At 64.1% G+C, this 26,117-nt stretch carries 26 protein-coding genes; 15 read left to right on the top strand and 11 right to left on the bottom strand.

What is annotated here, in order from left to right; translation table 11 throughout:
- From H597_RS31135 to rpsL, 4 genes are all read right to left on the bottom strand, one after another.
- Positions 1-468: GTP-binding protein (locus H597_RS31135; RefSeq protein WP_028103101.1), on the bottom strand; the 468-nt coding region annotated here is incomplete at its 3' end.
- A gap of 77 nt (positions 469-545) precedes the next feature.
- Positions 546-2,651 (bottom strand): elongation factor G, encoded by a 2,106-nt coding sequence (gene fusA, locus H597_RS0115650; RefSeq protein ID WP_028102974.1) that lies wholly within the window; start codon positions 2,649-2,651, stop codon positions 546-548.
- A gap of 102 nt (positions 2,652-2,753) precedes the next feature.
- Positions 2,754-3,224 carry a 30S ribosomal protein S7 gene (rpsG, locus tag H597_RS0115645; protein WP_028102973.1) on the bottom strand — a complete coding sequence of 157 codons (471 nt, stop codon included), beginning with the start codon at positions 3,222-3,224 and terminating at the stop codon, positions 2,754-2,756.
- 105 nt (positions 3,225-3,329) lie between these two features.
- Positions 3,330-3,713 (bottom strand): 30S ribosomal protein S12, encoded by a 384-nt coding sequence (gene rpsL / locus H597_RS0115640; RefSeq protein ID WP_028102972.1) that lies wholly within the window; start codon positions 3,711-3,713, stop codon positions 3,330-3,332.
- 406 nt (positions 3,714-4,119) lie between these two features.
- On the opposite strand from rpsL, the gene H597_RS0115635 reads away from it, so the two are divergent.
- A complete protein-coding gene (locus H597_RS0115635; protein WP_028102971.1) occupies positions 4,120-5,994 on the top strand; it encodes a phosphoethanolamine transferase in 1,875 nt (624 codons plus the stop codon).
- Position 5,995: 1 nt separating this feature from the next.
- Here H597_RS0115635 and H597_RS0115630 read toward each other — a convergent pair whose 3' ends face one another.
- The 4 genes from H597_RS0115630 to H597_RS0115615 form a co-directional block, all read right to left on the bottom strand.
- Positions 5,996-6,460 carry a DUF2269 family protein gene (locus H597_RS0115630; RefSeq protein WP_028102970.1) on the bottom strand — a complete coding sequence of 155 codons (465 nt, stop codon included), beginning with the start codon at positions 6,458-6,460 and terminating at the stop codon, positions 5,996-5,998.
- Positions 6,448-7,728, bottom strand: coding sequence for an SDR family oxidoreductase (locus H597_RS0115625; protein ID WP_028102969.1), 1,281 nt, complete (start codon positions 7,726-7,728; stop codon positions 6,448-6,450). Before H597_RS0115625 ends, H597_RS0115630 begins: the two co-directional genes overlap by 13 nt.
- Positions 7,725-8,045 carry a hypothetical protein gene (locus tag H597_RS31130; RefSeq protein WP_035374411.1) on the bottom strand — a complete coding sequence of 107 codons (321 nt, stop codon included), beginning with the start codon at positions 8,043-8,045 and terminating at the stop codon, positions 7,725-7,727. Before H597_RS31130 ends, H597_RS0115625 begins: the two co-directional genes overlap by 4 nt.
- Positions 8,046-8,136: 91 nt before the next feature.
- The gene (locus tag H597_RS0115615) at positions 8,137-8,664 is read right to left on the bottom strand and encodes a GbsR/MarR family transcriptional regulator (protein WP_028102968.1); all 528 of its coding nucleotides are present in this window, start codon (positions 8,662-8,664) and stop codon (positions 8,137-8,139) included.
- A gap of 149 nt (positions 8,665-8,813) precedes the next feature.
- Between H597_RS0115615 and H597_RS0115610 the strand changes: the two genes are divergently transcribed.
- The 11 genes from H597_RS0115610 to H597_RS31125 all read left to right on the top strand — a co-directional run bounded on the left by H597_RS0115610 (position 8,814) and on the right by H597_RS31125 (position 20,541).
- Positions 8,814-9,941, top strand: coding sequence for an acetyltransferase domain-containing protein (locus tag H597_RS0115610; protein ID WP_028102967.1), 1,128 nt, complete (start codon positions 8,814-8,816; stop codon positions 9,939-9,941).
- Between the two features lie 34 nt (positions 9,942-9,975).
- Entirely contained in the window at positions 9,976-10,614 is a 639-nt protein-coding gene (locus tag H597_RS0115605) for an SMI1/KNR4 family protein (protein WP_028102966.1), read from the top strand.
- A gap of 229 nt (positions 10,615-10,843) precedes the next feature.
- A complete protein-coding gene (locus H597_RS0115600) occupies positions 10,844-12,109 on the top strand; it encodes an efflux RND transporter periplasmic adaptor subunit (RefSeq protein WP_028102965.1) in 1,266 nt (421 codons plus the stop codon).
- A gap of 19 nt (positions 12,110-12,128) precedes the next feature.
- Entirely contained in the window at positions 12,129-12,833 is a 705-nt protein-coding gene (locus H597_RS0115595; protein ID WP_028102964.1) for an ABC transporter ATP-binding protein, read from the top strand.
- Position 12,834: 1 nt separating this feature from the next.
- A complete protein-coding gene (locus H597_RS0115590; protein ID WP_028102963.1) occupies positions 12,835-14,145 on the top strand; it encodes an ABC transporter permease in 1,311 nt (436 codons plus the stop codon).
- 7 nt (positions 14,146-14,152) lie between these two features.
- Positions 14,153-15,388: an ABC transporter permease gene (locus H597_RS0115585; RefSeq protein ID WP_028102962.1), complete on the top strand. Its 1,236-nt coding sequence runs from the start codon at positions 14,153-14,155 to the stop codon at positions 15,386-15,388.
- A gap of 80 nt (positions 15,389-15,468) precedes the next feature.
- Positions 15,469-16,827, top strand: a complete 1,359-nt coding sequence (locus H597_RS0115580; RefSeq protein WP_028102961.1) for a sigma-54-dependent transcriptional regulator — start codon at positions 15,469-15,471, stop codon at positions 16,825-16,827.
- Positions 16,828-16,962: 135 nt separating this feature from the next.
- Positions 16,963-18,267 carry a sensor histidine kinase gene (locus H597_RS0115575; RefSeq protein WP_051293839.1) on the top strand — a complete coding sequence of 435 codons (1,305 nt, stop codon included), beginning with the start codon at positions 16,963-16,965 and terminating at the stop codon, positions 18,265-18,267.
- Between the two features lie 79 nt (positions 18,268-18,346).
- Positions 18,347-18,859, top strand: a complete 513-nt coding sequence (locus H597_RS34860; RefSeq protein ID WP_028102959.1) for an FxDxF family PEP-CTERM protein — start codon at positions 18,347-18,349, stop codon at positions 18,857-18,859.
- Between the two features lie 27 nt (positions 18,860-18,886).
- Positions 18,887-19,639, top strand: coding sequence for a spermine/spermidine synthase domain-containing protein (locus H597_RS0115565; RefSeq protein WP_028102958.1), 753 nt, complete (start codon positions 18,887-18,889; stop codon positions 19,637-19,639).
- Positions 19,640-19,887: 248 nt separating this feature from the next.
- A complete protein-coding gene (locus H597_RS31125) occupies positions 19,888-20,541 on the top strand; it encodes a Crp/Fnr family transcriptional regulator (protein ID WP_229632184.1) in 654 nt (217 codons plus the stop codon).
- A gap of 19 nt (positions 20,542-20,560) precedes the next feature.
- Here the strand turns inward: H597_RS31125 and H597_RS0115555 are convergent, their stop codons facing one another.
- Both H597_RS0115555 and pdxR read right to left on the bottom strand, forming a co-directional pair.
- The gene (locus H597_RS0115555) at positions 20,561-21,184 is read right to left on the bottom strand and encodes a Crp/Fnr family transcriptional regulator (RefSeq protein WP_035374409.1); all 624 of its coding nucleotides are present in this window, start codon (positions 21,182-21,184) and stop codon (positions 20,561-20,563) included.
- Positions 21,185-21,279: 95 nt separating this feature from the next.
- Positions 21,280-22,764, bottom strand: coding sequence for a MocR-like pyridoxine biosynthesis transcription factor PdxR (gene pdxR / locus H597_RS0115550; protein ID WP_028102956.1), 1,485 nt, complete (start codon positions 22,762-22,764; stop codon positions 21,280-21,282).
- A gap of 70 nt (positions 22,765-22,834) precedes the next feature.
- Between pdxR and H597_RS0115545 the strand changes: the two genes are divergently transcribed.
- Positions 22,835-23,482: a pyridoxamine 5'-phosphate oxidase family protein gene (locus tag H597_RS0115545; RefSeq protein ID WP_028102955.1), complete on the top strand. Its 648-nt coding sequence runs from the start codon at positions 22,835-22,837 to the stop codon at positions 23,480-23,482.
- Here H597_RS0115545 and H597_RS0115540 read toward each other — a convergent pair.
- Positions 23,469-24,257, bottom strand: a complete 789-nt coding sequence (locus tag H597_RS0115540; protein WP_028102954.1) for a PPK2 family polyphosphate kinase — start codon at positions 24,255-24,257, stop codon at positions 23,469-23,471. The genes H597_RS0115545 and H597_RS0115540 overlap by 14 nt on opposite strands.
- A gap of 137 nt (positions 24,258-24,394) precedes the next feature.
- Between H597_RS0115540 and H597_RS0115535 the strand changes: the two genes are divergently transcribed.
- Positions 24,395-25,210 (top strand): class I SAM-dependent methyltransferase, encoded by an 816-nt coding sequence (locus H597_RS0115535; RefSeq protein ID WP_028102953.1) that lies wholly within the window; start codon positions 24,395-24,397, stop codon positions 25,208-25,210.
- Positions 25,211-26,059 (top strand): substrate-binding periplasmic protein, encoded by an 849-nt coding sequence (locus tag H597_RS31120; RefSeq protein WP_051293838.1) that lies wholly within the window; start codon positions 25,211-25,213, stop codon positions 26,057-26,059.
- Positions 26,060-26,117 lie beyond the last annotated feature (58 nt).

Genomic DNA, 26,117 nt, shown 5'->3' with positions numbered 1-26,117 from the left:
CTCGCGCACTTCCATTTCGACCAGTTCCAGCAGTTCTGCGTCGTCAACCAGGTCGCACTTGTTCAGGAACACGATGATGTATGGAACGCCAACCTGGCGTGCCAGCAGGATGTGCTCGCGGGTCTGTGGCATTGGGCCGTCAGCAGCGGAGCAAACCAGGATCGCGCCGTCCATCTGCGCAGCACCGGTGATCATGTTCTTGATGTAGTCGGCGTGGCCTGGGCAGTCAACGTGAGCGTAGTGACGGTTCGCGGTCTCGTACTCGACGTGGGCGGTGTTGATGGTAATGCCGCGTGCTTTTTCTTCTGGAGCAGCGTCGATCTGGTCGTAAGCTTTGGCTTCGCCGCCGAATTTCTTCGACAGGACGGTAGCGATCGCTGCGGTCAGGGTGGTCTTGCCGTGGTCAACGTGACCGATGGTGCCAACGTTCACGTGCGGTTTAGTCCGCTCGAACTTTTCTTTTGCCATTTTAATTCTTCCTCAGAACTTTGATTTAAGGTCAATGCCGGGCGGGAGGATCTCCCCCGCCCGGGTAATGATTTATTTTACTTCGCTTTAGCGGTGACGATTGCGTCGATCACGTGCTTAGGCGCCTCGGAGTAGTGCTTGAACTCCATGGTGTAGGTCGCGCGGCCCTGGGTCGCGGAACGCAGGATGGTCGAGTAGCCGAACATCTCGGACAGAGGAACCTCTGCCTTGATGATCTTGCCGCCGCCGCCTGGGATCTCGTCCATGCCCTGCACCATACCGCGGCGGGACGACAGGTCGCCCATCACGGTACCGGCGTAGTCTTCCGGGGTCTCGACTTCCACAGCCATCATTGGCTCCAGAATCACTGGGCTGGCGCGACGGCAAGCTTCCTTGAACGCCATCGAACCGGCCATGCGGAATGCATTTTCGTTCGAGTCAACGTCGTGGTAGGAACCGAAGGTCAGGGTGACTTTAACGTCGACCACTGGGTAGCCAGCCAGAACACCGTTGTTCAGGGTTTCGCGCACGCCTTTTTCCACCGCAGGGATGAATTCGCGAGGAATCACACCGCCCTTGATCGCGTCGACGAATTCGAAGCCCTTGCCTTGTTCCTGTGGTTCCAGGGTCACAACGGCGTGACCGTACTGACCGCGGCCACCGGACTGCTTGACGAACTTGCCTTCCACGTCGGACACCGACTTGCGCACGGTTTCGCGGTAGGCAACCTGTGGCTTGCCAACGGTTGCTTCCACGCCGAATTCGCGCTTCATACGGTCAACGATAATTTCCAGGTGCAGCTCGCCCATACCACCGATGATGGTCTGGCCGGATTCTTCGTCGGTCTTCACGCGGAACGAAGGATCTTCCTGTGCCAGGCGGTTCAGGGCCAGGCCCATCTTTTCCTGGTCAGCCTTGGTCTTCGGCTCAACTGCCTGCTGGATCACTGGCTCTGGGAACACCATCTTTTCCAGGGTGATGATCGAGGATGGATCGCACAGGGTTTCGCCGGTGGTCACGTCCTTCAGGCCCACGGCAGCGGCGATGTCGCCGGCGCGGACTTCTTTGATCTCTTCACGCTGGTTAGCGTGCATCTGCAGAATACGGCCCAGACGCTCTTTACGCTGCTTGACCGAGTTGTAGATGGTGTCGCCTGCGTTCACCACGCCGGAGTAGACGCGGAAGAAGGCCAGCTGGCCCACGAACGGGTCGGTCATGATCTTGAATGCCAGGGCAGCGAACTTTTCGTCGTCCGACGCTTTACGGCTTGCTGGCTCGTCATCCTCGTCGGTACCCTTCACGTCGGCGATGTCGATCGGCGACGGCAGGTATTCGATCACGGCGTCCAGCATGGCCTGCACGCCCTTGTTCTTGAAGGCGGTGCCGCACATCATCGGAACGATTTCCGACGCGATGGTACGCTGGCGCAGGGCGGTCTTGATCTCTTCTTCAGAGAGTTCGCCTTCTTCCAGGTACTTGTTCATCAGGTCTTCGTTCGCTTCGGCAGCGGCTTCGACCATCTTCTCGCGCCACTCTTGGGCGGAGTCGGCCAGTTCAGCCGGGATGTCCACGTAGTCGAACTTCATGCCCTGGGACGCGTCGTCCCAGATGACGGCCTTCATCTTGACCAGGTCAATCACGCCTTTGAAGTTGTCTTCGGCGCCGATCGGGATCTGGATCAGGACTGGGTTGGCCTTCAGGCGCGAACGCATCTGCTCGTAGACCTTGAAGAAGTTGGCGCCGGTACGGTCCATCTTGTTCACGAAGGCCAGACGCGGCACTTTGTACTTGTTAGCCTGGCGCCATACGGTTTCAGACTGTGGCTGCACGCCGCCCACTGCGCAGTAAACCATGCAAGCACCATCCAGCACGCGCATGGAACGCTCAACTTCAATGGTGAAGTCAACGTGCCCTGGGGTGTCGATGATGTTGATGTGGTGTGGCTTGAAGTTGTTGGCCATACCATTCCAGAAGCAGGTCGTCGCTGCCGAGGTAATGGTAATGCCGCGCTCTTGTTCCTGCTCCATCCAGTCCATGGTGGCAGCGCCGTCGTGCACTTCACCAATCTTGTGGTTCACGCCGGTGTAGAACAGGACGCGTTCGGTGGTGGTGGTCTTACCGGCGTCGATGTGAGCGGAGATACCGATGTTACGGTAGCGCTCAATGGGGGTCTTGCGGGCCATAATTGATCCTAAATCTTTGAATGGACAAAACCGAGCAGCATCTTTTCAAGAAAAATGTGCCCGGTTTGAACAAGGCCAGCCGGTAAAGGCCAGCCAAACGTATTAGAAGCGGAAGTGCGAGAACGCCTTGTTCGCTTCAGCCATACGGTGGACTTCGTCACGGCGCTTCATCGCACCGCCACGGCCTTCCGCGGCTTCCAGCAGCTCACCACCCAGGCGCTGTGGCATGGACTTTTCGGAGCGCTTGTTCGCGGCTTCACGCAGCCAACGCATGGACAGGGCCAGGCGGCGCACTGGGCGCACTTCGACTGGAACCTGGTAGTTCGCGCCGCCAACACGGCGGGACTTCACTTCAACCATTGGCTTGGCGTTGTTGATCGCTGCGGTGAACACTTCCAGCGGGTCCTTGCCGGACTTCGATTGGATGTGGTCGAACGCACCGTAGATGATGTTTTCTGCAACCGACTTCTTGCCGGACAGCATCAGAACGTTGACGAATTTAGCGACTTCGGTGCTACCGAATTTTGGATCCGGCAGAATTTCGCGCTTGGGTACTTCACGACGACGTGGCATGTCATTTCCTTTTCTTCAGTTGAGTGCTTGGGCACTCGCGGAGGCCATCATAGCCATCCACTTACTCGGTCTCACGACCGCCTCAACTCATTTAAATTGCAAGAATTACTTCTTAGCGGCTTTTGCGCGCTTCGCACCGTACTTGGAGCGAGCTTGCTTACGGTCTTTAACGCCCTGGGTATCCAGCGAGCCACGGACCATGTGGTAACGCACACCCGGCAAGTCTTTTACACGACCGCCGCGCAGCAGCACAACGCTGTGTTCCTGCAGGTTGTGGCCTTCACCGCCGATGTACGAAATCACTTCGAAACCGTTGGTCAGACGCACTTTTGCAACTTTACGCAGTGCCGAGTTAGGCTTCTTCGGAGTGGTGGTGTACACACGGGTGCACACGCCACGCTTTTGCGGGCAGTTTTCAAGTGCCGGCGATTTGCTCTTCACGACCAGCTTGGTACGTGGTTGGCGAATCAATTGATTGATGGTTGGCATCGTTTTAAATCCAACAAAATTACAGCATTGACAACCCGGGCACGGTTACCCGGGGGCTAAAACGGTATCTCTCAGTGTGCGCGGAGCGTCGCTCAAACAAAGGCGTATACGATGCGCAGACTAAATTGAGAACTCGCGAGTATATACCTGGTTAACAGCCCAGTCAACCTGCTTGCGGAAATTTTAGGCAGCATTATAGGGCGCGCAACGCCGCCCCGCGCCCGGCCCGGACGACAGGTTTTCAATGCAGGATTACCATCATGCCACTAATCGGCGCCAAGTAGAACGACTATCTGGATGTTGCAGGCTTGGCGTGACGTAAATGCCTGACTGAAACTTTTTCATTGCCCTGGCAAGGATTGGCTGGATAATACGGCCTGATTAAGATAAGCCGTTCTAGCCCGTAATGCGACTCCTGCTGCGCCCCGCCAACCTTTTCATCCTGTTCAGCTACCTCGCGCTGTCCGCGGTGCCCTTCGTCCCTTTGTTGCTGGGCAAGCCCCTGGAGCAGCAGTGGCGACTGGCAGGCGTCGAACTGGTGGCCTGGATGGTGGTGTGGGCCCTGTTCAAGCGGCCCGCCTATTTCCACTGGCTGCTGATCCCGGCCTTCCTGGCGCTGCCGACCGAAATCTACCTGTTCGTGTTCTATGGCCAGGGCATTTCCACCCACCATCTGGGCATCCTGGCCGAAACCAGTCCGCGCGAGGCCATGGAATTCCTGGGCCAAAAGGTGTGGACCATGCTGGCGGTCATGGTGGCGGTGGCCGTATGGTGGGTGCTAAGCTTCCGCGCGGCGCGCCAGACCCGCGACCTCGACTGGGAGGGCGGCTCGCGCTGGGTGGCCCTGGTCTTGCTGGTCCTGCTGTCGGCAGTGGCGGCCTGGGGCTATGAATTCGGCGTCGATGCGGCGCCGCAAAAGGGGCCTTACGCGCACAGCGCCAAGGTCGGCGCCTCCGGCAGCGCCAGCGCCAGCGTCTCCGCCGACGACGGCTCGGACGACAGCGATTCGGCGCACTCGGCCGAAATAGGCGCGCACACCCTGAAGCTGCCCGGCCCACCCCTGCCCTACTGGGCGCGGGTGCCCTTCGAACCGAAAAACCTGGTCGAATCCTGGCCCTTCGGCCTGGCTGCGCGCGGCTACGATTTCTACAAAGAGCGCCGCTACCTGTCCGAACTCAATGAGCGCAGCGCCAGTTTCGTCTTCGGCGCGCGCCAGCTCGATGGCGACCACCAGCCGGAAGTCGTGGTGATGGTATTGGGCGAATCGTCGCGCTACGACCGCTGGAGCCTGAATGGCTACAGCCGCGAGACCAATCCCTTGCTGGGCAAAGAGGGCAACCTGGTGGCCCTGTCGGACGTGATCACGCCGGTCTCGGCGACGCGCCTGTCGGTGCCGGTGATCATTTCGCGCAAGCCGGCCACGCAAAGCCTGAAGGACGGGTTCAGCGAAAAGTCTTTCCTGACCGCCTACAAGGAAGCCGGCTTCAAGACCTGGTGGCTGTCGAACCAGATTTCCTTCGGCCAGTACGACACCCCGGTCTCCGTGTTCGCCAAGGAAGCCGACGTGGTGCAGTTCCTCAACCTGGGCGGCTTCACCAACAATTCCAATTTCGACCAGGTGCTGTTCGAGCCGCTCAAGCGCGCGCTGGCCGACCCGGCGCCGAAAAAGCTGATCGTGCTGCATTCGCTGGGCAGCCACTGGAACTACAGCCAGCGCCATCCGCAGGAATTCGACAAATGGAAGCCCTCGCTGTTCGGCGTCAACAAGCCGGTCTACACCGACCTGAAAATCAAGCCGCAGCTGAACAACAGCTACGACAATTCGATCCTGTACACCGACTGGTTCCTGGCGCAAGTCATCGGCGACCTGAAAGCCAGCGGGCAACTGTCGTCCATGCTGTACATCGCCGACCACGGCCAGACGCTGTATGACGGCGCCTGCCGCCTGGCCTTCCACGGCCACAACACGCAATATGAATTCCACGTGCCGGCCTTCATGTGGTTCTCGGAGCAGTACCGCGAACACTATCCGGACAAGGTCGAATCGCTGTACCGCAACAGCAAGGCCAGACTGGCCACGGAAAACATTTTCCACACCATGCTGGACGTGGCCAATATCCGCTATCCGGACGACAAGCCCGAATGGAGCTTCCTCAGCAAGGACTTCAGGTACCACAAGCGCGTGGTCGACAGCTACGGCTGGACCAATTACGACAACGCCAGCTTCAAAGGCGACTGCCGCGAAGTGATGGACAAGGGCAAGCCGCAAAAGCAGGAGTGATTCACACCGGCTTGTGCACCATCAGCCAGTACACGGCCAGCATGGCAAGGAAGGCGGGATAACCGAGCAGCTCCCAGCGCCGCGCATAACGCCAGTATTGCCGCGGCAGCGCACTGCCCGCGGCGTGGGCCGCCAGCGCCAGCTTGCCCATCCTGATCTGGTACCACACCACCGGCAGCCAGCACGCGCCCGCCAGCACATACAGCGCCAGCGATGCCTTGATCCACAAGGCGTCCAGCGGATAGCCGGCCAGGTGGATCAGCCAGGCGCCGGACAAGGGCTGCACGATCACGGCGGGCGTGGTGAACCACCAGTCGGCGCGCACCACCAGCTTCGACACCACGGCGATCGCCTCCACCGATCCCGAACGGTTTGCGAAGAACAGGTAGAAGGCCGTGCCGAAGCCGGTGCCGACCAGCAGCACCGACGACAGGATGTGGAGGGTCTTGATGCTCATGTAGTCCATGATTTTTCCTCTGCAAACAAAATGAACAGGATCGCCAGGATCGGCAGGTTCTTCAGCACCGGGCCGAAGGGGTGCCACAGGTATTCCTGCAAGCAGGCCGCGATCACCACGCTGTAGCCGAGGATCAAGGCGCCCTGCACCCGCCACAGCCCCCGGCTCGGGCGGACGAGGCACGCGACACCCAAGGCGGCGTCCAGCGTGGCGGCCCCGTACAGCGCTGCGGTCGCCGGCGCACCCTCGATGCCGGCGCGCGCCAACAAGGCCAGACTGCCGTCCGACGGATAAATGCAAGCGCTCACGACGGCGGTCGCCAGCCAGACGGCAGCCAACGCCCAGCGCAGCAGGGCGTTGCGCCAACCCGCCAGCGCCCGCAGGCGCAGCAGCTCGGCCTGTGCCGGCCGGATAAAATCGCCGATGGCGCGCGGCGCCCGGCCAAGCAGTGCGCGGATGCCGGCGGCCGACTGCGTATCGCCTTCCGCCAGCGCGCTGCCGCCGCGCAGCATGCGCCAGTTGTCCGGCGTCAGGGCGCTGCCGGGAATCCATCGGCCGAGCCAGGCCGCGCCAGCCATCGCCGCGGCAGGAAGCCGGAGCAGCGGCGCCGCTGGGAAACCCATGGCGCGCCGGTAGGCGGCGAGCATGCCCACATAGCTGACCGTCGACGCGCCGGCAAGGCTGAGCACGCGCCGCGCCGGCGTGGCCGGCTCGCAGGCCGCCGCCACCGCCTGGGCAAGGTCGTCCACATGGATGGGCTGGAAGCGCGCCCCGTCCAGCGCCGGAGCGGCCATGACCGGCAGGCTGGCCAGCTTGCAGAACAGTCCTGCCGACCCGCCGCCTGGACCGAACACGAGGGCCGGGCGCAGGATGAGCCAATCCAGGTCCAGCGCCATCAGGGCGCGGTCCCCTGCACGCTTGCTGGCGAAGTAGGCGCTGGCGCCATCTGCGGCGCCCAGCGCCGAGACCTGCACCACGCGCCGCACGCCCGCCGCTGCGCATGCGGCAAACAGGGCCGCCGGGGCGCGCGCATGCAGGGTCTCGAAGCGCGCCGCCGGGCACTCGCGGATGATGCCGACGGCATTCACCACGACATCGACGTGGCGCAAGCGCCCGCGCCAGGCGGACGGTTCGGTGTCCGCGCCGTAGTCGATTGCCACATCTCCCGCCCGCTCAGGGCGGCGCACGCCGCGCAGCACCTCATGCCCCGCCCGCGCCAGCCTGGCGCAGACGGCGCTGCCGATGAAGCCCGAGGCGCCGCAAACGAGTATCTTCATTTCACGCTGCGCGGGATCGATTTCGCAATATTCCAGGCCAGCAGGACGACACCGGCGACGACGCCCGCCGTCGACAAGACCAGGGTGGTGCGCAGCACCCCCGCTGCCGTGGCATCCGATGCGCCGCTATGCCCGAAGCCGACCGCCAGCAGCAAGGGAAACGCCGTAAACAGGACCGTGGCCACCCGCACCCAGAAGTCGGCGCGCGGGGCCGTGCCGCACAAGTCCAACAGCAAGTTGCGCAGCACGCCGCGCAGGTAGACGCTGATGGCCAGGCCGGCCAGCAGGGGAAGCAGGATTTCGTAAGCGATCAACATTTTTAATCTCCTTTTGGCAGTCATTTCTGTAAAAACAGAAATGACGATTTCAAAAAAACGGGCATCGCTGCCCGCTTGTTGCACTGCCGGATCACGGCTTACCGCGCATGACCCGGCTGATTTTGGCGCTGACGCCCAATGTCTTCATCAGCGTTTCCGGCTTATAACGCAGTAGTTCGTCCGCCAGCGTCGCCATGGTTTCAATGAACTTCAGCGTCTCCTCGATGCGCTCGCGGGTCCCCTCGTCCTCGTCGGCCATGGCTGGATTGGCCAGGCAATCGGCCAGCGCCACCACGGTCGGGTCGATCTCGCGCTGGCGGCGCCCGGCGACGACCAGCTTGAACAGCTCCCACACATCGGTCGAGGTCTCGAAGTGGTCGCGGCGGTCGCCCTTCAAGTGCACCACCTTGACCAGGTTCCAGGACTGCAGCTCCTTCAGACTGTTGCTGACATTGGAGCGCGCCACGCCCAGCGTCAGCTGGATTTCTTCCGCGTCCATTGGCCGGGCGGCCAGGTACAGCAGCGCGTGGATTTGCGCCACGGTGCGGTTGACGCCCCAGCGCGATCCCATCTCGCCCCAGTGCAGTACAAATCGTTCGGCTATCGGTTTCAGTTCCATAGCGCCTATTCTAAGCTTTCATTAATTTCTGTCAAGACAGAAATTGCGACACCCTGCACAGCCCTCGGGCCCGCGCCCAAATTGGTGAATTGATAATCTAATCAGTAGATCGCGATAGAATGAGCAAAACGCAATCCACGGGGGCGAGGATGGAAAACAGAGGACGGCTGGCCAGCATCGATATGCTGCGCGGCCTGGTCATTGTGCTGATGGCGCTGGATCATACACGCGACTTTTTCGGCCCCGCGCTGTTCGACCCGGAAGACCTGGCGCAGACCACGCCGCTGTGGTTCGCCACGCGCTGGATCACCCACCTGTGCGCTGCCACCTTTGTGCTGCTGGCCGGAACATCGGCCTTCCTGCGCGGGACGAAGAGCGGCATTCCCGCCCTGTCGCGCTACCTCGTCACACGCGGCCTGATGCTGCTGGTCCTGGAAGCGACGTGGATCAGTTTCAGCTGGCAGTTCGCCTACAACGTCACCATCTTCCAGGTCATCTGGGCGCTGGGAATGGGCATGGTCTTCCTGGCCGGCCTGGTGTGGCTGCCGCGCCCGGCGATTGCCCTCATCGCGGCGCTGCTGATCCTGCCGCATAACCTGCTCGACCCGATTCAGTCCACCCACCCCTTGTGGCTGGCATGGCACCAGCGCGGCTTCTGGCCGATCGCCGGCAATTACGGCATCTTTATCGCCTATCCGCTGATGCCCTGGTTCGGGCTGATCGCGGCCGGCTATGCGCTCGGCCCCGTCTTCAAGTGGGAGCCGGCGCGGCGCCAGCGCTTCCTGCTCGCCGCCGGCGCCACGCTGCTGCTGGCGTTCGCCTTGCTGCGCAGCGGGAATTTCTACGGCGATCCCGATCCATGGTCGCCGCAAGGGCGCGGCCTGGTGTGGGATCTCATTTCCTTCGTCCGCGTGCACAAGTATCCGCCTTCGCTACTCTACCTGTGCGTGACGATCGGCATTGCGCTGCCTTTGCTGGCATGGTTCGAACGCATACGGCCGGTGCCGTTGCTGATGCTGTTCGGCGGCACGCCATTGTTCTTCTACGTGGTGCATATCGCCCTGATCCACTTCCTTTCCCAGCCCTACTTCCTGCTACGCTATGGCGCTATCGCCCAAGGCGGGCCGGGCGGGCTGACGCTGCCAAAGAATTATGAGCCGTCGCTGGCAGTGGTGTACCTGGCCTGGATCGCGATCATCGCGATCATGTATGGCCTGACCAAACTATGGCTGCGCGGACGCAGGCGCGGCGCCGAAGCGCAGCCGGCGGCGGCCTGAGCGCCGCCGATTGTTCCAACCCGGATCGACCTCTATGACACAAACATTCGACGCAGTACTGGATAGCTATCTCAAGACGATTGCGGAAAACGGTTCGGCCACTCCGCGTGCGCTCAAGCCTTCGGCGGAAGTGGACATCGAAGAACTCAAGTCGCTGCGCGACGTCACGCCGTTTGACGACCTGGCCACATACTTCGCCCGCGTCGACGGCCTTGACGACGACGTCATGGAAGAATTCGACCTGTTCGAGCCCGAACTGGCGTGGGGCATGTCCGCACTGTCGATCAAGGACAGCATCAGCCACTACCAGGATGTGGCCTATTGCGGCGGCAGCGAAAACCCGGACTACTGGCCTTACGGCTTCCTGCCGATCATGCAGGATGGTTGCGGCTCATACCTCGTGGTGAACTGCATCGCCTCCTCGCCTGCCTACGGCGCGGTCTACGATATGTGCGACGGCGTCGGATGCAACCGCCTCGCCAACTCGCTGCGGGAATTTTTCGCGGCCAGTGCGCAGGAAGTCGCTACCGGACTGCGCAAATACGATAGCGACACTTCAGCGATCACGGTCGATGCCGGTGGCTATCTCAAACAGGCTGGGGAGATATTCGGCAACAGCGCCTATTTTGCGCGTGTCGGCCGCATGGGCAGCCAGATCGTCGACTGGAAATAGCCGCACATTTGGAATGTGTTTTCCCGGGCGCCGGCTTCGCAGCTGGCGTCCGGCGCGCCCAGCAGTTCACAGCATCCCGGTGTCCGCGCACCGCAGCGCAAGCGGCGCGGACGCGCGGACGTACGCGGACAGCCGGACCCGCAATGTCATCGCCTTTGAAATCAAACACTTAGATCCTGGCATGCTTTGTGCATTAGGTAATCATGTCGATTAGCCAAATGAGCAAAACATGATACGCGATACATCCCATCAAGACAGCGTGATCGCCGCGCCCTCCAGCCGCGTACCGCGCCGCAAACTGCTGTTGCTGGTGGGCGCGGTCGCACTGGCGGCCGCCGGCTACGGCCTGCTAAAGGGCTGGAGCAGCAGCGAGCATTCGATCAGCGCCGCCCGCCTGCGCATCGCCGAAGTCACGCGCGGCACCCTGATCCGCGACGCCGCCGTCAATGGCCGCATCGTGGCCGCCGTCAGCCCGACGCTGTATTCGACCTCCACCTCCACGGTCGAACTGAAAGTGCACGCCGGCGACACCGTCAAGCAGGGCCAGGTGCTGGCCGTGCTGGAATCGCCCGACCTGACCGACGAATTCAAGAAGGAACAGACCCTGTTCAACGAACTGCAGGCGGAAGTGGCGCGCCAGCAGATCCTGGCCCGCAAGCAGAAACTGGCAGCGCAGCGCGAAGCCGATACCGCCGAAATCGAACGCGTATCCGCCATGCGCACCCTGCAGCGCTACGAAAGCGTGTCGAACGAGGGCGTGATCGCCAAGATCGACCTGCAGAAAGCCAAGGACGCCGTGGCGGCCGCCGACATCCGCGCCAAACACACCCGGCAGGCCGCCGAACTGGAAGGCGACAACGTAGCGCTGGAACTGAAAACCAAGACCGCCCAGATGGAGCGCCAGAAGCTGTCGCTGGCCAACGCCCAGCGCCGCGTCGACGAACTGACCGTGCGCGCGCCGGTCGGCGGCTTCATCGGCACGCTGTCGGTGGCCAACCGCAGCGTGGTGCAGGCCAACACCCCGCTCATGACCCTGGTCGACCTGTCGCAGCTGGAAGTGGAGCTGGAAGTGCCGGAGACCTATGTCAACGACCTGGGCCTGGGCATGACGGCGGAAATCGAAGTGGGCGGCGTGAAGGCCAAGGGCAAACTGTCGGCGCTGTCGCCGGAGGTGGTCAAGAACCAGGTGCTGGCGCGTGTGCGCTTCGAGCAGCAGCCGGAAGGCCTGCGCCAGAGCCAGCGCGTGTCGGCCCGCCTGCTGATCGACGAGAAGCACAACGTGCTGACGGTGCCGCGCGGACCGTTCCTGGAATCGGAAGGCGGCCGCTATGTCTATCTGGTGCAGGACGGCGTTGCCGTACGCACCCCGGTGCAGCTGGGCGCCACCAGCGTGGCCGCCGTGGAAATCATCAATGGATTGAAACAGGGCGACAAGATCGTCATCGCCGGCACCGAAACCTTCGAGAACGCCAAGCGCGTCTCCATCAACAAATAACCCTTACGGAGAGACCAACATGCTGCGCATGAATAAGCTGAGCAAAGTGTATCGCACCCATATGATCGAAACCCACGCGCTGCGCGGCTTCGAAATCGACGTCAAGCAGGGCGAATTCGTCACCGTCACCGGCCCCTCCGGTTCGGGCAAGACCAGTTTCCTCAACATCGCCGGCCTGCTGGAAGACTTCACCAGCGGCGACTACATCCTGGACGGCATCAACGTCAAAGGCATGGACGACAACGCCCGCTCGCGCCTGCGCAATGAAAAGCTGGGCTTCATCTTCCAGGGCTTCAACCTGATCCCCGACCTGAGCCTGTTCGACAACGTCGACGTGCCGCTGCGCTACCGCGGCTTCAATGCCGCCGAACGCAAGGAGCGCATCGAAGACGCGCTGCACAAGGTCGGCCTGGCCTCGCGCATGCGCCACTTCCCGGCCGAGCTGTCGGGCGGCCAGCAGCAGCGCGTGGCGATCGCCCGCGCGCTGGCCGGTTCGCCCAAGCTGCTGCTGGCCGACGAACCGACCGGCAACCTGGATACCCAGATGGCGCGCGGCGTGATGGAGCTGCTGGAAGAGATCAACGCCGCGGGCACCACCATTCTGATGGTGACCCACGATCCGGAACTGGCCCAGCGCACGCAGCGCAACGTCCACATCATCGACGGCCAGGTATCCGACCTGGTGCGCAAGACGCCGTCGCTGGTGGTCGCCAAGGAGGCCTGAGATGATCCAGTACTATTTCCTGCTGGGCGTACGCAGCCTGCGCCGCAACCCGGTGCTGACCGCGCTGATGGTGCTGATCCTGGCGGTCGGTGTGGCCGCCAGCGTGTCCACCCTGACCATCCTGCATGTGATGTCGGGCGACCCGATTCCGGCCAAGAGCGAGCGCCTGATCGTGCCGCGCATGGATAACGGCCCGACCAAAGGCTACACGCCGGGCGACCGCGATGGCGACGAGATGTCCTATCGCGACGCCGTCAACCTGCTCGCGTCCGGCCAGGGCGACCGCCGCACCGCCATGCGCGGAGTGGACGGCGCCATCGAACCGGCGCGCAAGGACCTGCCGATATTCACCGCCGAAGGCCTGACGCCGACGCGCGACTTCTTCGCCATGTTCGAAGTACCGTTCGTGTACGGCGGACCGTGGAGCGAAGCGGACGACAAGAACGGCGCCGACGTGGTCGTCCTGAGCCGCAAACTGTCCGAGCGCCTGTTCGGCAGCGCAAACCCGGTCGGCCAGCGCGTGCGCATGCTGGGCTTCGATTACGCGGTGGTCGGCGTGTACGGCGACTGGAAGCCGGTGCCGCGCTACCACCGCATAATCGGCGGCCCCGGCGCCTTCGGCTCAGAGGACGAGTACTACATCCCCTTCCACAACGCGATCCGCCACGAATTCGGCCAGAGCGGCAATATGAACTGCAGCGCCGAACGCGCCCCCGGCTACCAGGCCCTGCTCGATTCGGAATGCATCTGGATCCAGTTCTGGTTCGAGCTGCACGCGGCGGCCGACCGCCCGCAATTGCAGGCCTGGCTGGACGCCTACGCCGCCGAACAGCGCAAGCTTGGCCGCATGCAGCGCGCCGCGCCGAATGAACTGTTCAACGTGATGGAGTGGCTGGAAGAACAGAAGGTGGTCGGCAAGGACAGCCGCCTGTCGGCCATGCTGGCTTTCGGCTTTCTGCTGCTTTGCCTGGTCAACACCATCGGCCTGCTGCTGGCCAAGTTCTCGGTACGCGCACCGGAAGTTGGCGTGCGCCGCGCCCTGGGCGCCTCGCGCAAGGAAATCTTCACCCAGTTCCTGATCGAAAGCGCGGTGGTGGGACTGGCCGGCGGCATCCTCGGCCTGGTGCTGGCACTGGGCGCGCTGGCCCTGATCGGCAGCATCTCGGAGCAGATCTCCGTCACCACCAGGATGGACTGGATGATGCTGCTGGTGACCTTCATCATGTCGGTGGCCGCCGCCGTGCTGGCCGGCCTGCTGCCGACCTGGCGCGCCTGCCAGGTCACCCCGGCCCTGCAATTGAAATCGCAGTGAGGACAATATGGAAATCAAACCTATCTTTTCCGCGCTGATGCGCTCCAAGACCGGCCCGATCCTGGTGGCCATCCAGGTCGCGCTCAGCCTCGCCATCCTGGCCAATGCGCTGCACATCGTCAGCGTGCGCCAGGCGGTGGCCGCGCGGCCGTCCGGCATCGCCGACGAGGCACAGGTGTTCAACCTGAGCGTAAAGCCGCTCAACCGCGGCGGCCATGAACAGCAGGTCGCCAACCAGAAGGCGCAGGCGGCAGCGCTGCGAGCGGTACCCGGGGTCGTATCGGTGGCCGACACCAACCAGATCGTGCTCTCGCGCTCCGGCAACTACAACAGCGTGGCCGCCAGCCGCGACCAAGAGCGCACCACGGCCAACCCCACCATGTTCATCACGCCCGATTCGCTGGTGAAGACCTGGGGCCTGAAGCTGGTCGACGGGCGCGACTTCACGCCGCAGGACGTGCAGGAAATCGACCCCAACACCAGCAAGGCCTTCGCCAGCGTGGCACTGATCACGCAGGCGCTGGGCGAGAAGGTCTGGCCCGATGCCAAGAGCTATGTCGGCAAGACGCTGTACTACGGCACCGGCGCCGACGCGCGCGAAGTCACCGTGATTGGCGTGCTGGAGCGCCTGCAAACCCCGAGCGCAGCCACGGGCGCGCAAGGCGAATACTCGACCATTGTGCCGATCCGCCTGAGCGGCCAGTCGCGCAGCCTGTACACACTGCGCGCCGAGCCGGGCCAGCGCGAGCGCGCCATCAAGGATGCCGAGGAAGCGATCCGCAAACTGCATAACGGCCAGGTGGTACTGCGCAGCACCACCCAGTCCGAGCAGCGCGTGGAGCGCTACAAGGCCGACCACGCGCTGTCATGGATGCTGATCACGGTCAGCGTGCTGCTGATGATGGTGACGGCCAGCGGCATCGTCGGCATGGCCAGCCTGTGGGTAACGCAGCGCCGCAAGCAGATCGGCGTACGGCGTGCGCTGGGCGCGCGCAAGTTCGACATCCTGCGCTACTTTGTCACCGAGAACCTGATGATTACCAGCGCCGGAATTGTTGGCGGCGTGCTGGGGGCACTGGGTTTGAACCAGCTGCTGGTGTCCAAGCTGGAGCTGGCGCGCTTGCCGGCGGAGTATATGGTGATTGGCGCGGCGGCGTTCTGGGCGCTGGGGATTGCCGCGGTGTACGGCCCGGCGTGGCGCGCCGCCTCCATCTCGCCGGCATTGGCGACCCGCTCGGCCTGACACCCCGCCCCCCAAGACCGTTGGGGGTCAGGCCCTCGGGCCTGACCCCGATTTCCCGGTTTTTAAGGTATCCTGCCAACATGCCAACCGTACTAATCATCGACGACAACGCCGCCGTCGCGGTCGCCCTCGAAGTCCTGTTCTCGCTGCACGACATCGAATCCCTGCGCGCCGCCTCCCCCGAAGAAGGCCTGGACCTGCTCGACCGGCACGGCGCCGCCATCGACCTGGTGGTGCAGGACATGAACTTCACCGCCGACACCACCTCCGGCGCAGAAGGGGTGGAGCTATTCCGCGCCATCCGCAAGCGCCAGCCCGACCTGCCGGTCATCCTGCTCACCGCCTGGACCCATCTCGACGCCGCCGTCGACCTGATCAAGGCCGGCGCCGCCGACTACCTGGCCAAACCGTGGGACGACAAGCGCCTGGTCGCCACCGTCCGCAATCTGCTGGAACTGGGCCAGGCCAACCGCGCCCTCAGCCAGCACCGCAACGACGAAAAGCGCCAGCGCCGCGAACTGGAACGCTACCAGCTGCGCAATATGGTGTGGAACGACCCCGCCACCGAACGCGTGATCGCGCTGGCCTGCCAGGTCGCCCGCGCCGACGTGCCGGTGCTGATCACGGGCCCGAACGGCACGGGCAAGGAACGCATCGCCGACATCATCCAGGCCAATTCCGCCGTGCGCGACGGCCCGTTCGTGGTGCTGAACTGCGGCGCCCTGCCATCCGACCTGATTGAAGCGGAGCTGTTCGGCGCCGACGCCGGCGCCTACACCGGCGCCTCCAAGGCGCGCGAAGGCAAGTTCGAAGCGGCCGACGGCGGCACCCTCTTCCTCGACGAAATCGGCAACCTGCCGCTGGCCGGGCAAATGAAGCTGCTGCGCGTGCTGGAAACGGGGCGCTTCGAACGTCTCGGCTCCAACCGCGAACGCCAGGTGCAGGTGCGCGTGATCAGCGCCACCAATGCCGACCTGCCCGCCATGATCCGCGCCGGCACCTTCCGCGAAGACCTGTACTACCGCCTGAACGTGATCGAACTGCGCCTGCCGCCGCTGGCCGAACGCCCCGGCGACATCCTGCCGCTGGCGCGCCACTTCCTGGGCAGCGAACGCCGCCTGCGCGCCGACGCCGAAGCGGCCCTGCTGGCGCACGGCTGGCCGGGCAATGTGCGCGAGCTGAAAAACGTGATGGCGCGCGCCGGCCTGCTGGCGCGCAGCGAGACCATCACCGTACCCGACCTCGGCCTGCCCGCGGCCAGCGCCAGCAACGGCCACGCCTTCGGCACCGCCAGCCCTGAACAGGAGCCCGACCGCGACGCCATCGCCGCCGCCCTGCAGCGCGCCAGCGGCGTCGTGGCCCAGGCGGCAGTCGAGCTCGGCCTGTCGCGCCAAGCCCTGTACCGCCGCATGGAACGCCTCGGCATCGCCCGCCCATGACGCACACGCCCGCGTCCGTAGCAACCTTGGGGTCAGGCTCTTTGCTTGCCACGGCCTCATCCGCTGTTCTGGCTGTGCCCGCGGCAAGCTGCGGGCCTGACCCCAAGGTTGCCGCGGACGCGGCGGTGGTGTGAGATGCGGCTGTCGCTCCTGACACGCTGGTCGGCGCTGGTCGGGACCCTGACCGCGACCGGCATCCTGCTCGCCCTCGGCCTCGACCTGCTGCTGCCGCGCCATCCTGCCCTCGTGGTCGGCATTTCGCTGCTGTGCCTGGTGCCCCTGGCCATCATCACCATCCGCGCCCAGCTGCAGCGCCAGCTGTCCCTGTACCGCGCCCTGGCCGGCACCGTGACCAGCTACCGCGACGGCGACTTCTCCTTCAGCCTGCACTGGCCGCATAACGACGAACTGAGCGATCTGGTCGCCGCCCACAATGAGCTGGGCCATGTGCTGCGCGAACAGCGCCTCGGCCTGGTGCAGCGCGAGCTGCTGCTCGACACCATGGTGCAGCACACGCCCGTCGCCATGCTGCTGGTGGCCGACCATGACGCCATCGTCTTCGGCAACCTGGCCGCGCGCCAGCTGGTCAACGAGGGCCGCAAGCTGGAAGGCTTGCACCTGCCGGACTTGCTGGCCCGCGTCCAGCCCGAGCTGCGCGAGGCCATGGGCCGCGGCGGCGACGGTTTGTTCACCATCGGCGCCAGCGAGGAGGAAGAGGTGTTCCACCTGGCGCGCCGCAGCTTCAGCCTGAACGGCCGCCCGCACGAGCTGCTGCTGCTGCGCCAGCTGACCCAGGAATTGCGGCGCCAGGAAGTGCAGACCTGGAAGAAGGTGATCCGCGTGATCAGCCACGAGTTGAACAACTCGCTGGCGCCCCTGGCCTCGCTGGCCCACTCGGGCGCCGAACTGGTGCGGCGCGGCCAGACCGAACGCCTGCCGCAGATCCTGGCCACCATGGAAGAACGCACGCGCCACCTGGAAAGCTTCATCCTCGGCTATGCCCGTTTCGCCAAGCTGCCCACGCCGCGCCTGGAACAGCAGCGCTGGCGCCCCTTCCTGGACGCGCTGTCGCATCAGGTCCAGTTCAGCCTGCAGGGCGACGTGCCCGACGATACGCACGCCTTCGACGCCGCCCAGCTGGAACAGGCCCTGCTCAACTTGCTGAAGAACGCGCATGAATCGGGCTCGCCGGCGGCGGATGTCGGCCTCGAGCTGCGGCGCGTGCAAGGCATGCTGCGCATCGAAGTGCAGGACCGCGGCCCCGGCATGAGCGAGGCGGTGCTGGCCAATGCGCTGGTGCCGTTCTATTCGACCAAGCGCAGCGGCACCGGCCTCGGCCTGGCCCTCGCCCGCGAAATCGCCGAAGCCCATGGCGGCCGCATCGCCCTTACCAACCGCGAAGGCGGCGGACTTGCCGTGACTTTGATCTTGCCCCTTTGATCCAGATCAAACGAGAATTCAATCGTGCGGCATACCTTGAATGGTGCAGGCAACTGGCCTGCACTTTCGGGAGAACGCTATGAAGCCCAGTTCGTTCGCCATGGGTTTGCTGCTCGCCGCCGCCGCGGCGGCGCAGGCCGATGACCTCACCACCAATGTCAGCCTCGGCGGTAGTGCCGCCGAACTGTCCGCCGCTTTCGGCGTGACCCATATCGAGAAAGGCAGCTTCCTCGACACCTTCAATTTCACGCCCAGCGCCGGCACCTATATGGTCGATGCCAGCCTGGTGACGATCGGCTTCACCCCGGCGGCCGACGTCACCTTCACCGCCGCGAGCATCAACGGCATCGGCATGACGCTCACCGGACCCGGCATCTTCGAATACGGCTACCTGGTGCCGACCGCGATCAGCGGCCCGCTGGTGCTGACGGTGTTTGGCTACGTGGACACGCCGGACGCCATCGGCCTCCCGGCCTCGGCCAGCTACTCAGGGACGCTGAACATCAGCGCCGTACCGGAGCCGGCCGGCTATGCCATGCTGCTGGCGGGACTGGGGGTGGCAGGGCTGGCCAGCCGCCGCCGGCGCAACTAGCCGTACGGGCTGGTAAACTAGCGCCCTATGCCATCACGACGATTTGACCAGCCCGGTTTTCCTCCCGCCACCATCACCGAATTCGAGGGCGTTCGCTCGCTGCACCTGGGCACGTCCTGGGTGCAAGGCGCCATGCGGATCGCCAAGCCCGACCTGATCGAGCTTGACTACGTGCGCATGATGATGATGTGGACCCTGTTCCTGCCGGCGCCGCGCCACATCGTCCAGCTCGGCCTGGGCAGCGCGGCACTGACCAAGTTCAACTACCGCCAATTCCCCAAGGCGCGCGTCACCGCCATCGAACTCAATCCGAATGTGATCGCCATCTGCGAAGAAAAGTTCGGCCTGCCGCCCAACGACGGCCGCCTCGATGTGCGGCAGATGAACGCCCTGGATTTCGTGCTCGATCCCGCCAACCATGGCACGGCCGATGTGCTGCAGGTCGACCTGTACGACGAAGAGGCGCGCGGCCCCGTGCTCGACACCCCCGAGTTCTACCAGGCGTGCGCCGACTGCCTGGGCGCGGACGGCATCATGACCACCAATGTCTTCGGCGACTACGACAACTACGGCAAGAACCTGGAAAACATGGAGCGCGTGTTCGACGCCGTGGTCTGGCTGCCCGAGGTCCACGACGCCAACATCGTGGTCATCGCCTTCAAGCGCGCCCCCGCGATCGACTTTTCGGTACTGTATGAACGCGCCGGGCGCATCCGGAAAACTATGAACCTGGACGCCCGCCCATGGGTCGACGGCCTGCGCGACTGGATGTCGGAATGACCTCCGGGGAAAACGCTTACCTCAACCTCCGGACAAGCCGGCGCCGGGGTGAGCGGCCGGTAGTATAGCTACAGGCGATACGGGTTTTCGTTTAAATAGTTGAACATTTACAGGTGCTTACTAAAATTAACGTTAGCGTACAACAAGTCCCGCCAATGGGATTGCCCTGCACCTGAGTGTAGTTTATATTGCGGTGCCTGCTGTTTCAATTGAGAAACAACATTGTCACAAATACCAGAGTTTCCGCAATGTCCGATGTTTTCCTAAAGCTACGCGAAGAGTTCAGCGCGTATTCGATGAGCCGCATAGGCGTATCGCGCGAATTGTTCGACGAGTTCAATCGTTTACTTGCCCCGTACGTGGTCCAGGTCCACTTCCGCAAGGGCGAATACCTGCAGCGCGCCGGCGTGCCGGCCACGGTCGCCTATTGGCTGTACCGCGGCGTCGCGCGGCGCGGCATGATCACCAAGGACGGCACCGATGTGACGATGGCGTTTGCGTCGGAAGGCGATACCTGCGGCTCGCACCATGACCTGCTGGCGGCCCAGGATGGCCAGCCGGCGCAGGAATTCATCGTGGCGGAAACGCCGGTGACGGCGATCCGCGTGGAATGGGCGGACCTGGCGCGCCTGCGCGAAGAGCACAGCATCATGCGCGAGTACTACCTGAAGGTTTCGGAACATTCGATCCGGCGCTACTCGCAAAGCTGCATGATCCGCAGCATGACGTCGGCCAGCTGCCGGCTGGCCGCCTTCCGCGAGCAATACCCGGAGCTCGAACAGCGTATTTCGCAGAAAGTGCTGGCATCCTTCCTCGGCATCACCCCGCAATACATGTCGACGCTCCTGCGCCAGGAACAGGAGCAGGAGCAAGGCCGGGGGCTCGAGCAGGAATCAAAATGAACGCCCCGGCTTTTATCCGCTAAGCCGCTTCCTGTTCGCGGCGCATCAGCTGCGACAGGTAGGCCGGCGTGATCTGCAGGTAGGACGCCAGCACCTTCTGCGAAATGCGGCGCTCCAGGTTCGGGTACTCTTCCCTGAAATTGGCCAGGCGTTCTTCCGCGCTCGATGCAGTGTGCGTCACGAAGCGGCGCGCCTGGCTGCATACCGCGAACTCCAGGATGTGCGTGATGTAGGCCGTCAGCACGGGATGCTGGACGCGCGCGATGCTCATTTGCGCCCAGTCGAAGCGAAAGCCCTGCACCGAGGTTTCCGCCACGATGAAGGAGCGCGACGGCTGCTCGCCGTGGTTCTCCAGCAGGTCCTCGTAGGCGTTGGCGATATGCCCCTCGGTGGCGAAGCGCATGGTGACTTCGCTGCCGCCCTCGCTCACATACCCCACGCGGGCGACGCCGCCGGTCAGCCAGAATACTTCGCGCGACGTCTGCCCCACGCGCTGCAGCAGTTCGCCGCGGCGGACCGCGAACGGCACCGCCAGCCCGGCGATGCACAGGGTGGCTTCGTCGAATAGTTGCTCGTCGACGGCGTAGCGCGCCATCATGTCGGCCTTGAAATGCTGCCGCAGCTTCAGGAAATGTTGATTCATTACGCCCCAGTTATGCCTTTTTGTTTTTTGACTACATCCGGTCCATGCCGGAGTCAGGCCCATTCTAAGAACAAGGAGCGCCGCGCTCCCATCAACTATTTGAACTTTCGGTAAAAATTTTCGTAGGCCGTTAAATGAACGACACCGGCCAGGCGTTTGACCAGGCCGTCCACCTGTTCCGGCGCCACCTGGCCGTAGCCCAGGGCCAGTCCATGCCATGTGCTTTGCCCCGCAACGGCATGCACGCTGAGGGCGTTGGCGATCATGCCTTCCTGTGCCAGCGCGCGCCGGCTGATCTCGACGTCCGACAGGCGCGGGTCTTGCCAGCGCAGCGACAGGTGCATGCCGGCCGACGCGCCGCACACGGTGGCGATGCCGCCCAGGTGCTGGTCCAGCGCCGCCACCAGCGCGTCGCGCCGGTCGCGGTACAGCCTGCGCATGCGCCGCAGGTGCAGGGCAAAGGCGCCGCTGCGCAGGAATTCGGCCAGGGCAATCTGGTCGGCGGCGCGTCCGCGCGAGGCCGATTGCTGGCGCATGGTCGCCAGCGGCTGCACCAGCCATGGCGGCACCACCAGGTAGCCGATGCGCAGGCCGGGGAACATGGTCTTGCTGAAGGTGCCGCAGTACAGCACCGGCGCATTGGGTTGCAAGCCTTGCATCGACGCCAGCGGCGGGCCGTCGTGGCGGAATTCGCTGTCGTAGTCGTCCTCGATGATCAGCGCCCCGCAGGCGCGCGCGCCGTCGAGCAAGGCCATGCGCCGCGCCAGCGACAGCACGGTGCCGGTCGGGTACTGGTGCGAGGGCGTGGTGTAGATCAGGCGCGGCGGACGCAGCTTCCAGTCCTGCTCTGCGGGCGCGATGCCGTCATCGTCGACGTCGATGCCTTCCAGCTTCAGGCTGGCGGCGCGGAAGGCGGCCATGGCGCCGCCGTAGCCGGGATTTTCCATCCACAGCGTTTCGCCGGCGTCGGCGCAGGCGCGTCCGCACAGATCAAGGCTGCTTTGGCTGCCGTCGGTGATGAACACCTGCGCCGGCTCGCAGATCACGCCGCGCGAGGCGCGCAGGTAGTCGGCGACGGCTTCGCGCAGCACCGGTTCGCCGCACGGGTCGCCGTAGTTCAGCTTTTCCGTGGGCAGGGAGCGCCAGGCGCGCTCCAGCAAGCGGCGCCACAAGCCGATCGGGAAGCTGGGCAGGTCGGGCACCCCGGGCACGAAGGGCGTGCCGGCGGCCGCCGAGGCGGTGCTGTGGCGCAGGTTCTGCGCGCGCCGCGACAGCCCTTTGCAGGGCACGACGCTGCCGCCCTGGTGCTGGCGCGCGGGCGCCACCGCGGCGACGATGGTGCCGCTGCGGTCCGTGCGCACATAGCCTTCGCTGGTGAGCTGTTCGTAGGCGTACAGCACCGTGTTGCGGGCCACGCCCAGTTCGGACGCCAGCGCCCGCGTGGCGACCAGGCGCGTGCCGGGGGCGAGGGTGCCGTCGCGGATGGCGGCGCGCAGGCACTCGTGCAGCAGGCGTTGGCGCGGCCAGCCGTGATGGCCGTGGCTGGCGGTGAAGTTTGAAATCAGCAGCGAGTAGTCCAAGCGTGGCTCCATGGTTTTGCATGCCCCTGGACCTGTTGCAGGGGCCAGCGGGCCATTATAGTCCGATGCCATGAAAACAACACAACCACCATCCGACCGCACCCGCGTGCGGCGAGGAGCCGGCAACGCCGCCTATGAACCCGAGCTGGTGCGCGCGATCGTCGATGCCGCCTATATCTGCCATATCGCCTTCAGCGACGGCATGGGCGCGCATTGCATCCCGACCGCCTGCTGGCGCGAAGGGGATCACCTCTACATCCACGGCTCCAACGGCAGCCGCATGCTCAAGCAGCTGATGGCGCAGGATGCCTGCGTCACCATCACCCACCTGGACGGCCTGGTGATGGCGCGTTCGGCCTTCAACCATTCGATGAACTATCGTTCGGCCATGATCTACGGCCGCTTCGAAGCGGTGGACGAAGCGGAGCAGCGCCGCGCCCTGGATGCCTTCATGGAGCACCTGGCGCCGGGCCGCAACGCGGAAGTCCGCGGCGGCAACGACAAGGAGCATGCCGCCACCACGGTGCTGCGCATCTCGCTGGCGGAAGCGGCCTGCAAGGTGCGCAGCGGCGGGCCGGAGGACGACGAAGAGGATATGGGCATCGCAGCCTGGGTCGGCGAGCTGCCGTTCAAACAGCTGCGCACTGCCCCGGTTCCCGACCCGGCCTGCGCGGTGGACGCCCCGCGCTATGTACGCGAGTGGGCTAGCGAACCTTGAGCTTCAACAGGCGCGGATCGGGCGCTGGCCAGTCCAGCTTCATGCCGCGCAGGGTTGCCAGCACCACCCGGGCGACCACTTCGTTGCGATAGGACTTGGAATCGGCCGGCACCACATACCATGGCGCATGGCCGGTGTCGGTCTCCTTGATCGCGTCGGCGTAGACTTTCTGGTAAGCCTTCCAGTGCTCGCGCTGTTTCAGGTCTTCAAGGTCGAACTTCCAGTGTTTTTTCGGGTTATCGGCGCGCGCCTGCAGCCGCTCGCGCTGCTCGTCTTTCGAAATGTGAAGGAAGAACTTGATGATCGTCGTGCCGCTTTCCGACAGCATGCGTTCGAAGTCGCGGATCTGGGCGTAGCGGCGCTTGCATTCAGCCGGCGTGATCATGCCCAGCACGCGGGTAATCAGCACATCCTCGTAGTGGCTGCGGTTGAAGACGGCGATTTCGCCGGCGCGCGGCACCTCGCGGTGGATGCGCCACAAAAAGTCGTGCGCCAGTTCGATATCGGTGGGCGCCTTGAACGGCACGGCGCGCAGGCCCATGGGATTGAGCTTGCTGAACAGCGAGCGCACGGTGCCATCCTTGCCCGAGGTATCGGTCCCTTGCAGCACGATCAGCAGCTTGCGTTTGTGCTCGGCATACAGCATCTCCTGCAGGTCGGAGATGTCGTCCCGCATCTTGTCCAGCATGGCCTGGTCCGGTGCACCGCGCGGCCTGGCATCGCTGTCGCGCAGCCGCAAGCCGGCCCTGGCCCTGAATTCTTCGGTCGCTTTCATGCAGCGACATTAGCACAGCATGCGGCCCGCGTGGCGTCCAGGCGAACACTTGACCCGGCGGCCAGCTTGCACGATCATCAAGACCCGGGCAACCGGATCCACCGCGTCGCCCGCCCAACGAATAAGGAGACTTCTGCATGAAACAGTATGTCCTGGCCGGCTTGCTGGCCCTTGGCTTCACCGGCTTCTGCGGCGCAGCCCTGGCCGATCCGGCCCTGAAAACGGCCATCGCCAGCCCGACCCGCAACGCAGACAATGTCAAGCGCGACCAGTTCCGCCATCCGTACGAAACCCTGACCTTCTTCGGCATCCAGCCGAACATGACCGTGGTCGAACTGGCGCCGGGCGGCGGTTGGTACACCGAAATCCTGGCGCCTTACCTGCGCGAGCAGGGCAAGCTGATTACCGCCGGCGCCACCCCGCAATCGTCGGACGAGAAAGTGCGCAAATCGGCCGAGCGCTTCCAGGAATTCCTGGCCAAGCAGCCGGGCCGCGACAAGGTGGTGCTGGGCGCCTTCGAGCCCGGCAAGGGCGTTTTCAACTACGCGCCGAAGGGCAGCGCCGATATGGTGCTCACCTTCCGCAACATCCATAACTGGATCGGCACCGGCGACGAGAACATGAAGAAGCTGATGGCCAGCATCTACGACTCGCTGAAGCCGGGCGGCGTTTTCGGCGTGGAGGAACACCGCCTGCCCGCGGCCATGCAGCAGGACGCCGAAGCGAGCTCCGGCTACGTGCACGAAGCCTATGTGATCAAGATGGCGGAGCAGGCCGGCTTCAAACTGGTGGCCAGGTCGGAAGCCAATGCCAACGCCAAGGACGACGCCAAGCACGAAAACGGCGTGTGGGCGCTGCCCCCGACCTTCACCAACAAGGATAAGGACCGCGCCAAGTACGCCGCCATCGGCGAGAGCGACCGCATGACCCTGAAGTTCGTCAAGCCGCAGTAAGTGCTGAAAACGCTGCGACGCGCCGCCGCCGGCCTGCTGCTGGCGGCGGCATCCACCCTGGCGCAGGCCCAGAATGCGCCCTTGATGCGCTTCGTCCTGCCTTCGGTGACACCGGGCTCCGAAGTGCAGGCCACCTACTTCCAGCTGCTGCTGCGCCTCGCGCTGGAAAAGACCGAAGGCCCTTTTTCCATCGAGTTCTATCCCTACGAGCTGACCAGCCCGCGCCGCGCGCTGGAGCTGCAGCGCAATGGCGTCATCAATATCATGTGGGACGGCACCAACGCGCAGCGCGAACGCGACCTGCTGCCGATCCGGGTGTCGCTGGTGCGGGATTTGAACGACTACCGCGTTTTCATGATCCGCAAGGGGGACGAGGCGCGCTTTCGCGCCGTGCGTTCGCTGGACGAACTGCGCCAGTTCACCGCGGGCGGCGGCTTCAACTGGCCTTCCGTGGATGTGCTGCGCCATAACGGGCTGCGGGTGGAAACCTCGGTCAATTACAGCTCGTTGTTCCCGATGCTGAAAGCGAAGCGCTTCGACTTCATGCCGCGCGGCGTGCACGAAGCCTGGGCCGAGGAAACAATGTACGCCAAGGACGGGCTGATGGTGGAGCCGACCATTTTCCTGCACTACCGGGTGCCGTTCTACTTCTTCGTCAGCAAGGACAACAAGGCGATGGCGCGGCGCGTGGAAAAGGGGCTGAAACTGGCCCAGGCGGATGGCAGTTTTGACAAGCTCCTGAATGGCTACCCGGCGTTCCAGCGCGCCCTGGCGGAGATCGCGGCGCGCAGGCGCAAGGTGTTCGAACTGGCGCTCCCTAGCGCGATTGCAGGCGGCTCATCAAAGTGACGAAGCCATAAACGGCGACAAAAAGGCCCCCTAAAACGACGGCAATCGACAAGATCAG

The sequence above is a fragment of the Pseudoduganella violaceinigra DSM 15887 genome, from assembly GCF_000425385.1.
Lineage (GTDB): Bacteria > Pseudomonadota > Gammaproteobacteria > Burkholderiales > Burkholderiaceae_D > Rugamonas > Rugamonas violaceinigra.
The sequence above is the reverse complement of the archived record's forward strand: the minus strand, read 5'-3'. Positions and strand labels throughout refer to the sequence as shown.

What these genes read in the sequence shown, in the direction of transcription:
- fusA (WP_028102974.1), bottom strand. Translation starts at nt 2,651, where the DNA reads ATGGCCCGCAAGACCCCCATTGAGCGCTACCGTAACATCGGTATCTCC.
- rpsG (WP_028102973.1), bottom strand. Translation starts at nt 3,224, where the DNA reads ATGCCACGTCGTCGTGAAGTACCCAAGCGCGAAATTCTGCCGGATCCA.
- rpsL (WP_028102972.1), bottom strand. Translation starts at nt 3,713, where the DNA reads ATGCCAACCATCAATCAATTGATTCGCCAACCACGTACCAAGCTGGTC.
- H597_RS0115635 (WP_028102971.1), top strand. Translation starts at nt 4,120, where the DNA reads ATGCGACTCCTGCTGCGCCCCGCCAACCTTTTCATCCTGTTCAGCTAC.
- H597_RS0115630 (WP_028102970.1), bottom strand. Translation starts at nt 6,460, where the DNA reads ATGGACTACATGAGCATCAAGACCCTCCACATCCTGTCGTCGGTGCTG.
- H597_RS0115625 (WP_028102969.1), bottom strand. Translation starts at nt 7,728, where the DNA reads ATGAAGATACTCGTTTGCGGCGCCTCGGGCTTCATCGGCAGCGCCGTC.
- H597_RS31130 (WP_035374411.1), bottom strand. Translation starts at nt 8,045, where the DNA reads ATGTTGATCGCTTACGAAATCCTGCTTCCCCTGCTGGCCGGCCTGGCC.
- H597_RS0115615 (WP_028102968.1), bottom strand. Translation starts at nt 8,664, where the DNA reads ATGGAACTGAAACCGATAGCCGAACGATTTGTACTGCACTGGGGCGAG.
- H597_RS0115610 (WP_028102967.1), top strand. Translation starts at nt 8,814, where the DNA reads ATGGAAAACAGAGGACGGCTGGCCAGCATCGATATGCTGCGCGGCCTG.
- H597_RS0115605 (WP_028102966.1), top strand. Translation starts at nt 9,976, where the DNA reads ATGACACAAACATTCGACGCAGTACTGGATAGCTATCTCAAGACGATT.
- H597_RS0115600 (WP_028102965.1), top strand. Translation starts at nt 10,844, where the DNA reads ATGATACGCGATACATCCCATCAAGACAGCGTGATCGCCGCGCCCTCC.
- H597_RS0115595 (WP_028102964.1), top strand. Translation starts at nt 12,129, where the DNA reads ATGCTGCGCATGAATAAGCTGAGCAAAGTGTATCGCACCCATATGATC.
- H597_RS0115590 (WP_028102963.1), top strand. Translation starts at nt 12,835, where the DNA reads ATGATCCAGTACTATTTCCTGCTGGGCGTACGCAGCCTGCGCCGCAAC.
- H597_RS0115585 (WP_028102962.1), top strand. Translation starts at nt 14,153, where the DNA reads ATGGAAATCAAACCTATCTTTTCCGCGCTGATGCGCTCCAAGACCGGC.
- H597_RS0115580 (WP_028102961.1), top strand. Translation starts at nt 15,469, where the DNA reads ATGCCAACCGTACTAATCATCGACGACAACGCCGCCGTCGCGGTCGCC.
- H597_RS0115575 (WP_051293839.1), top strand. Translation starts at nt 16,963, where the DNA reads ATGCGGCTGTCGCTCCTGACACGCTGGTCGGCGCTGGTCGGGACCCTG.
- H597_RS34860 (WP_028102959.1), top strand. Translation starts at nt 18,347, where the DNA reads ATGAAGCCCAGTTCGTTCGCCATGGGTTTGCTGCTCGCCGCCGCCGCG.
- H597_RS0115565 (WP_028102958.1), top strand. Translation starts at nt 18,887, where the DNA reads ATGCCATCACGACGATTTGACCAGCCCGGTTTTCCTCCCGCCACCATC.
- H597_RS31125 (WP_229632184.1), top strand. Translation starts at nt 19,888, where the DNA reads ATGTCCGATGTTTTCCTAAAGCTACGCGAAGAGTTCAGCGCGTATTCG.
- H597_RS0115555 (WP_035374409.1), bottom strand. Translation starts at nt 21,184, where the DNA reads ATGAATCAACATTTCCTGAAGCTGCGGCAGCATTTCAAGGCCGACATG.
- H597_RS0115545 (WP_028102955.1), top strand. Translation starts at nt 22,835, where the DNA reads ATGAAAACAACACAACCACCATCCGACCGCACCCGCGTGCGGCGAGGA.
- H597_RS0115540 (WP_028102954.1), bottom strand. Translation starts at nt 24,257, where the DNA reads ATGAAAGCGACCGAAGAATTCAGGGCCAGGGCCGGCTTGCGGCTGCGC.
- H597_RS0115535 (WP_028102953.1), top strand. Translation starts at nt 24,395, where the DNA reads ATGAAACAGTATGTCCTGGCCGGCTTGCTGGCCCTTGGCTTCACCGGC.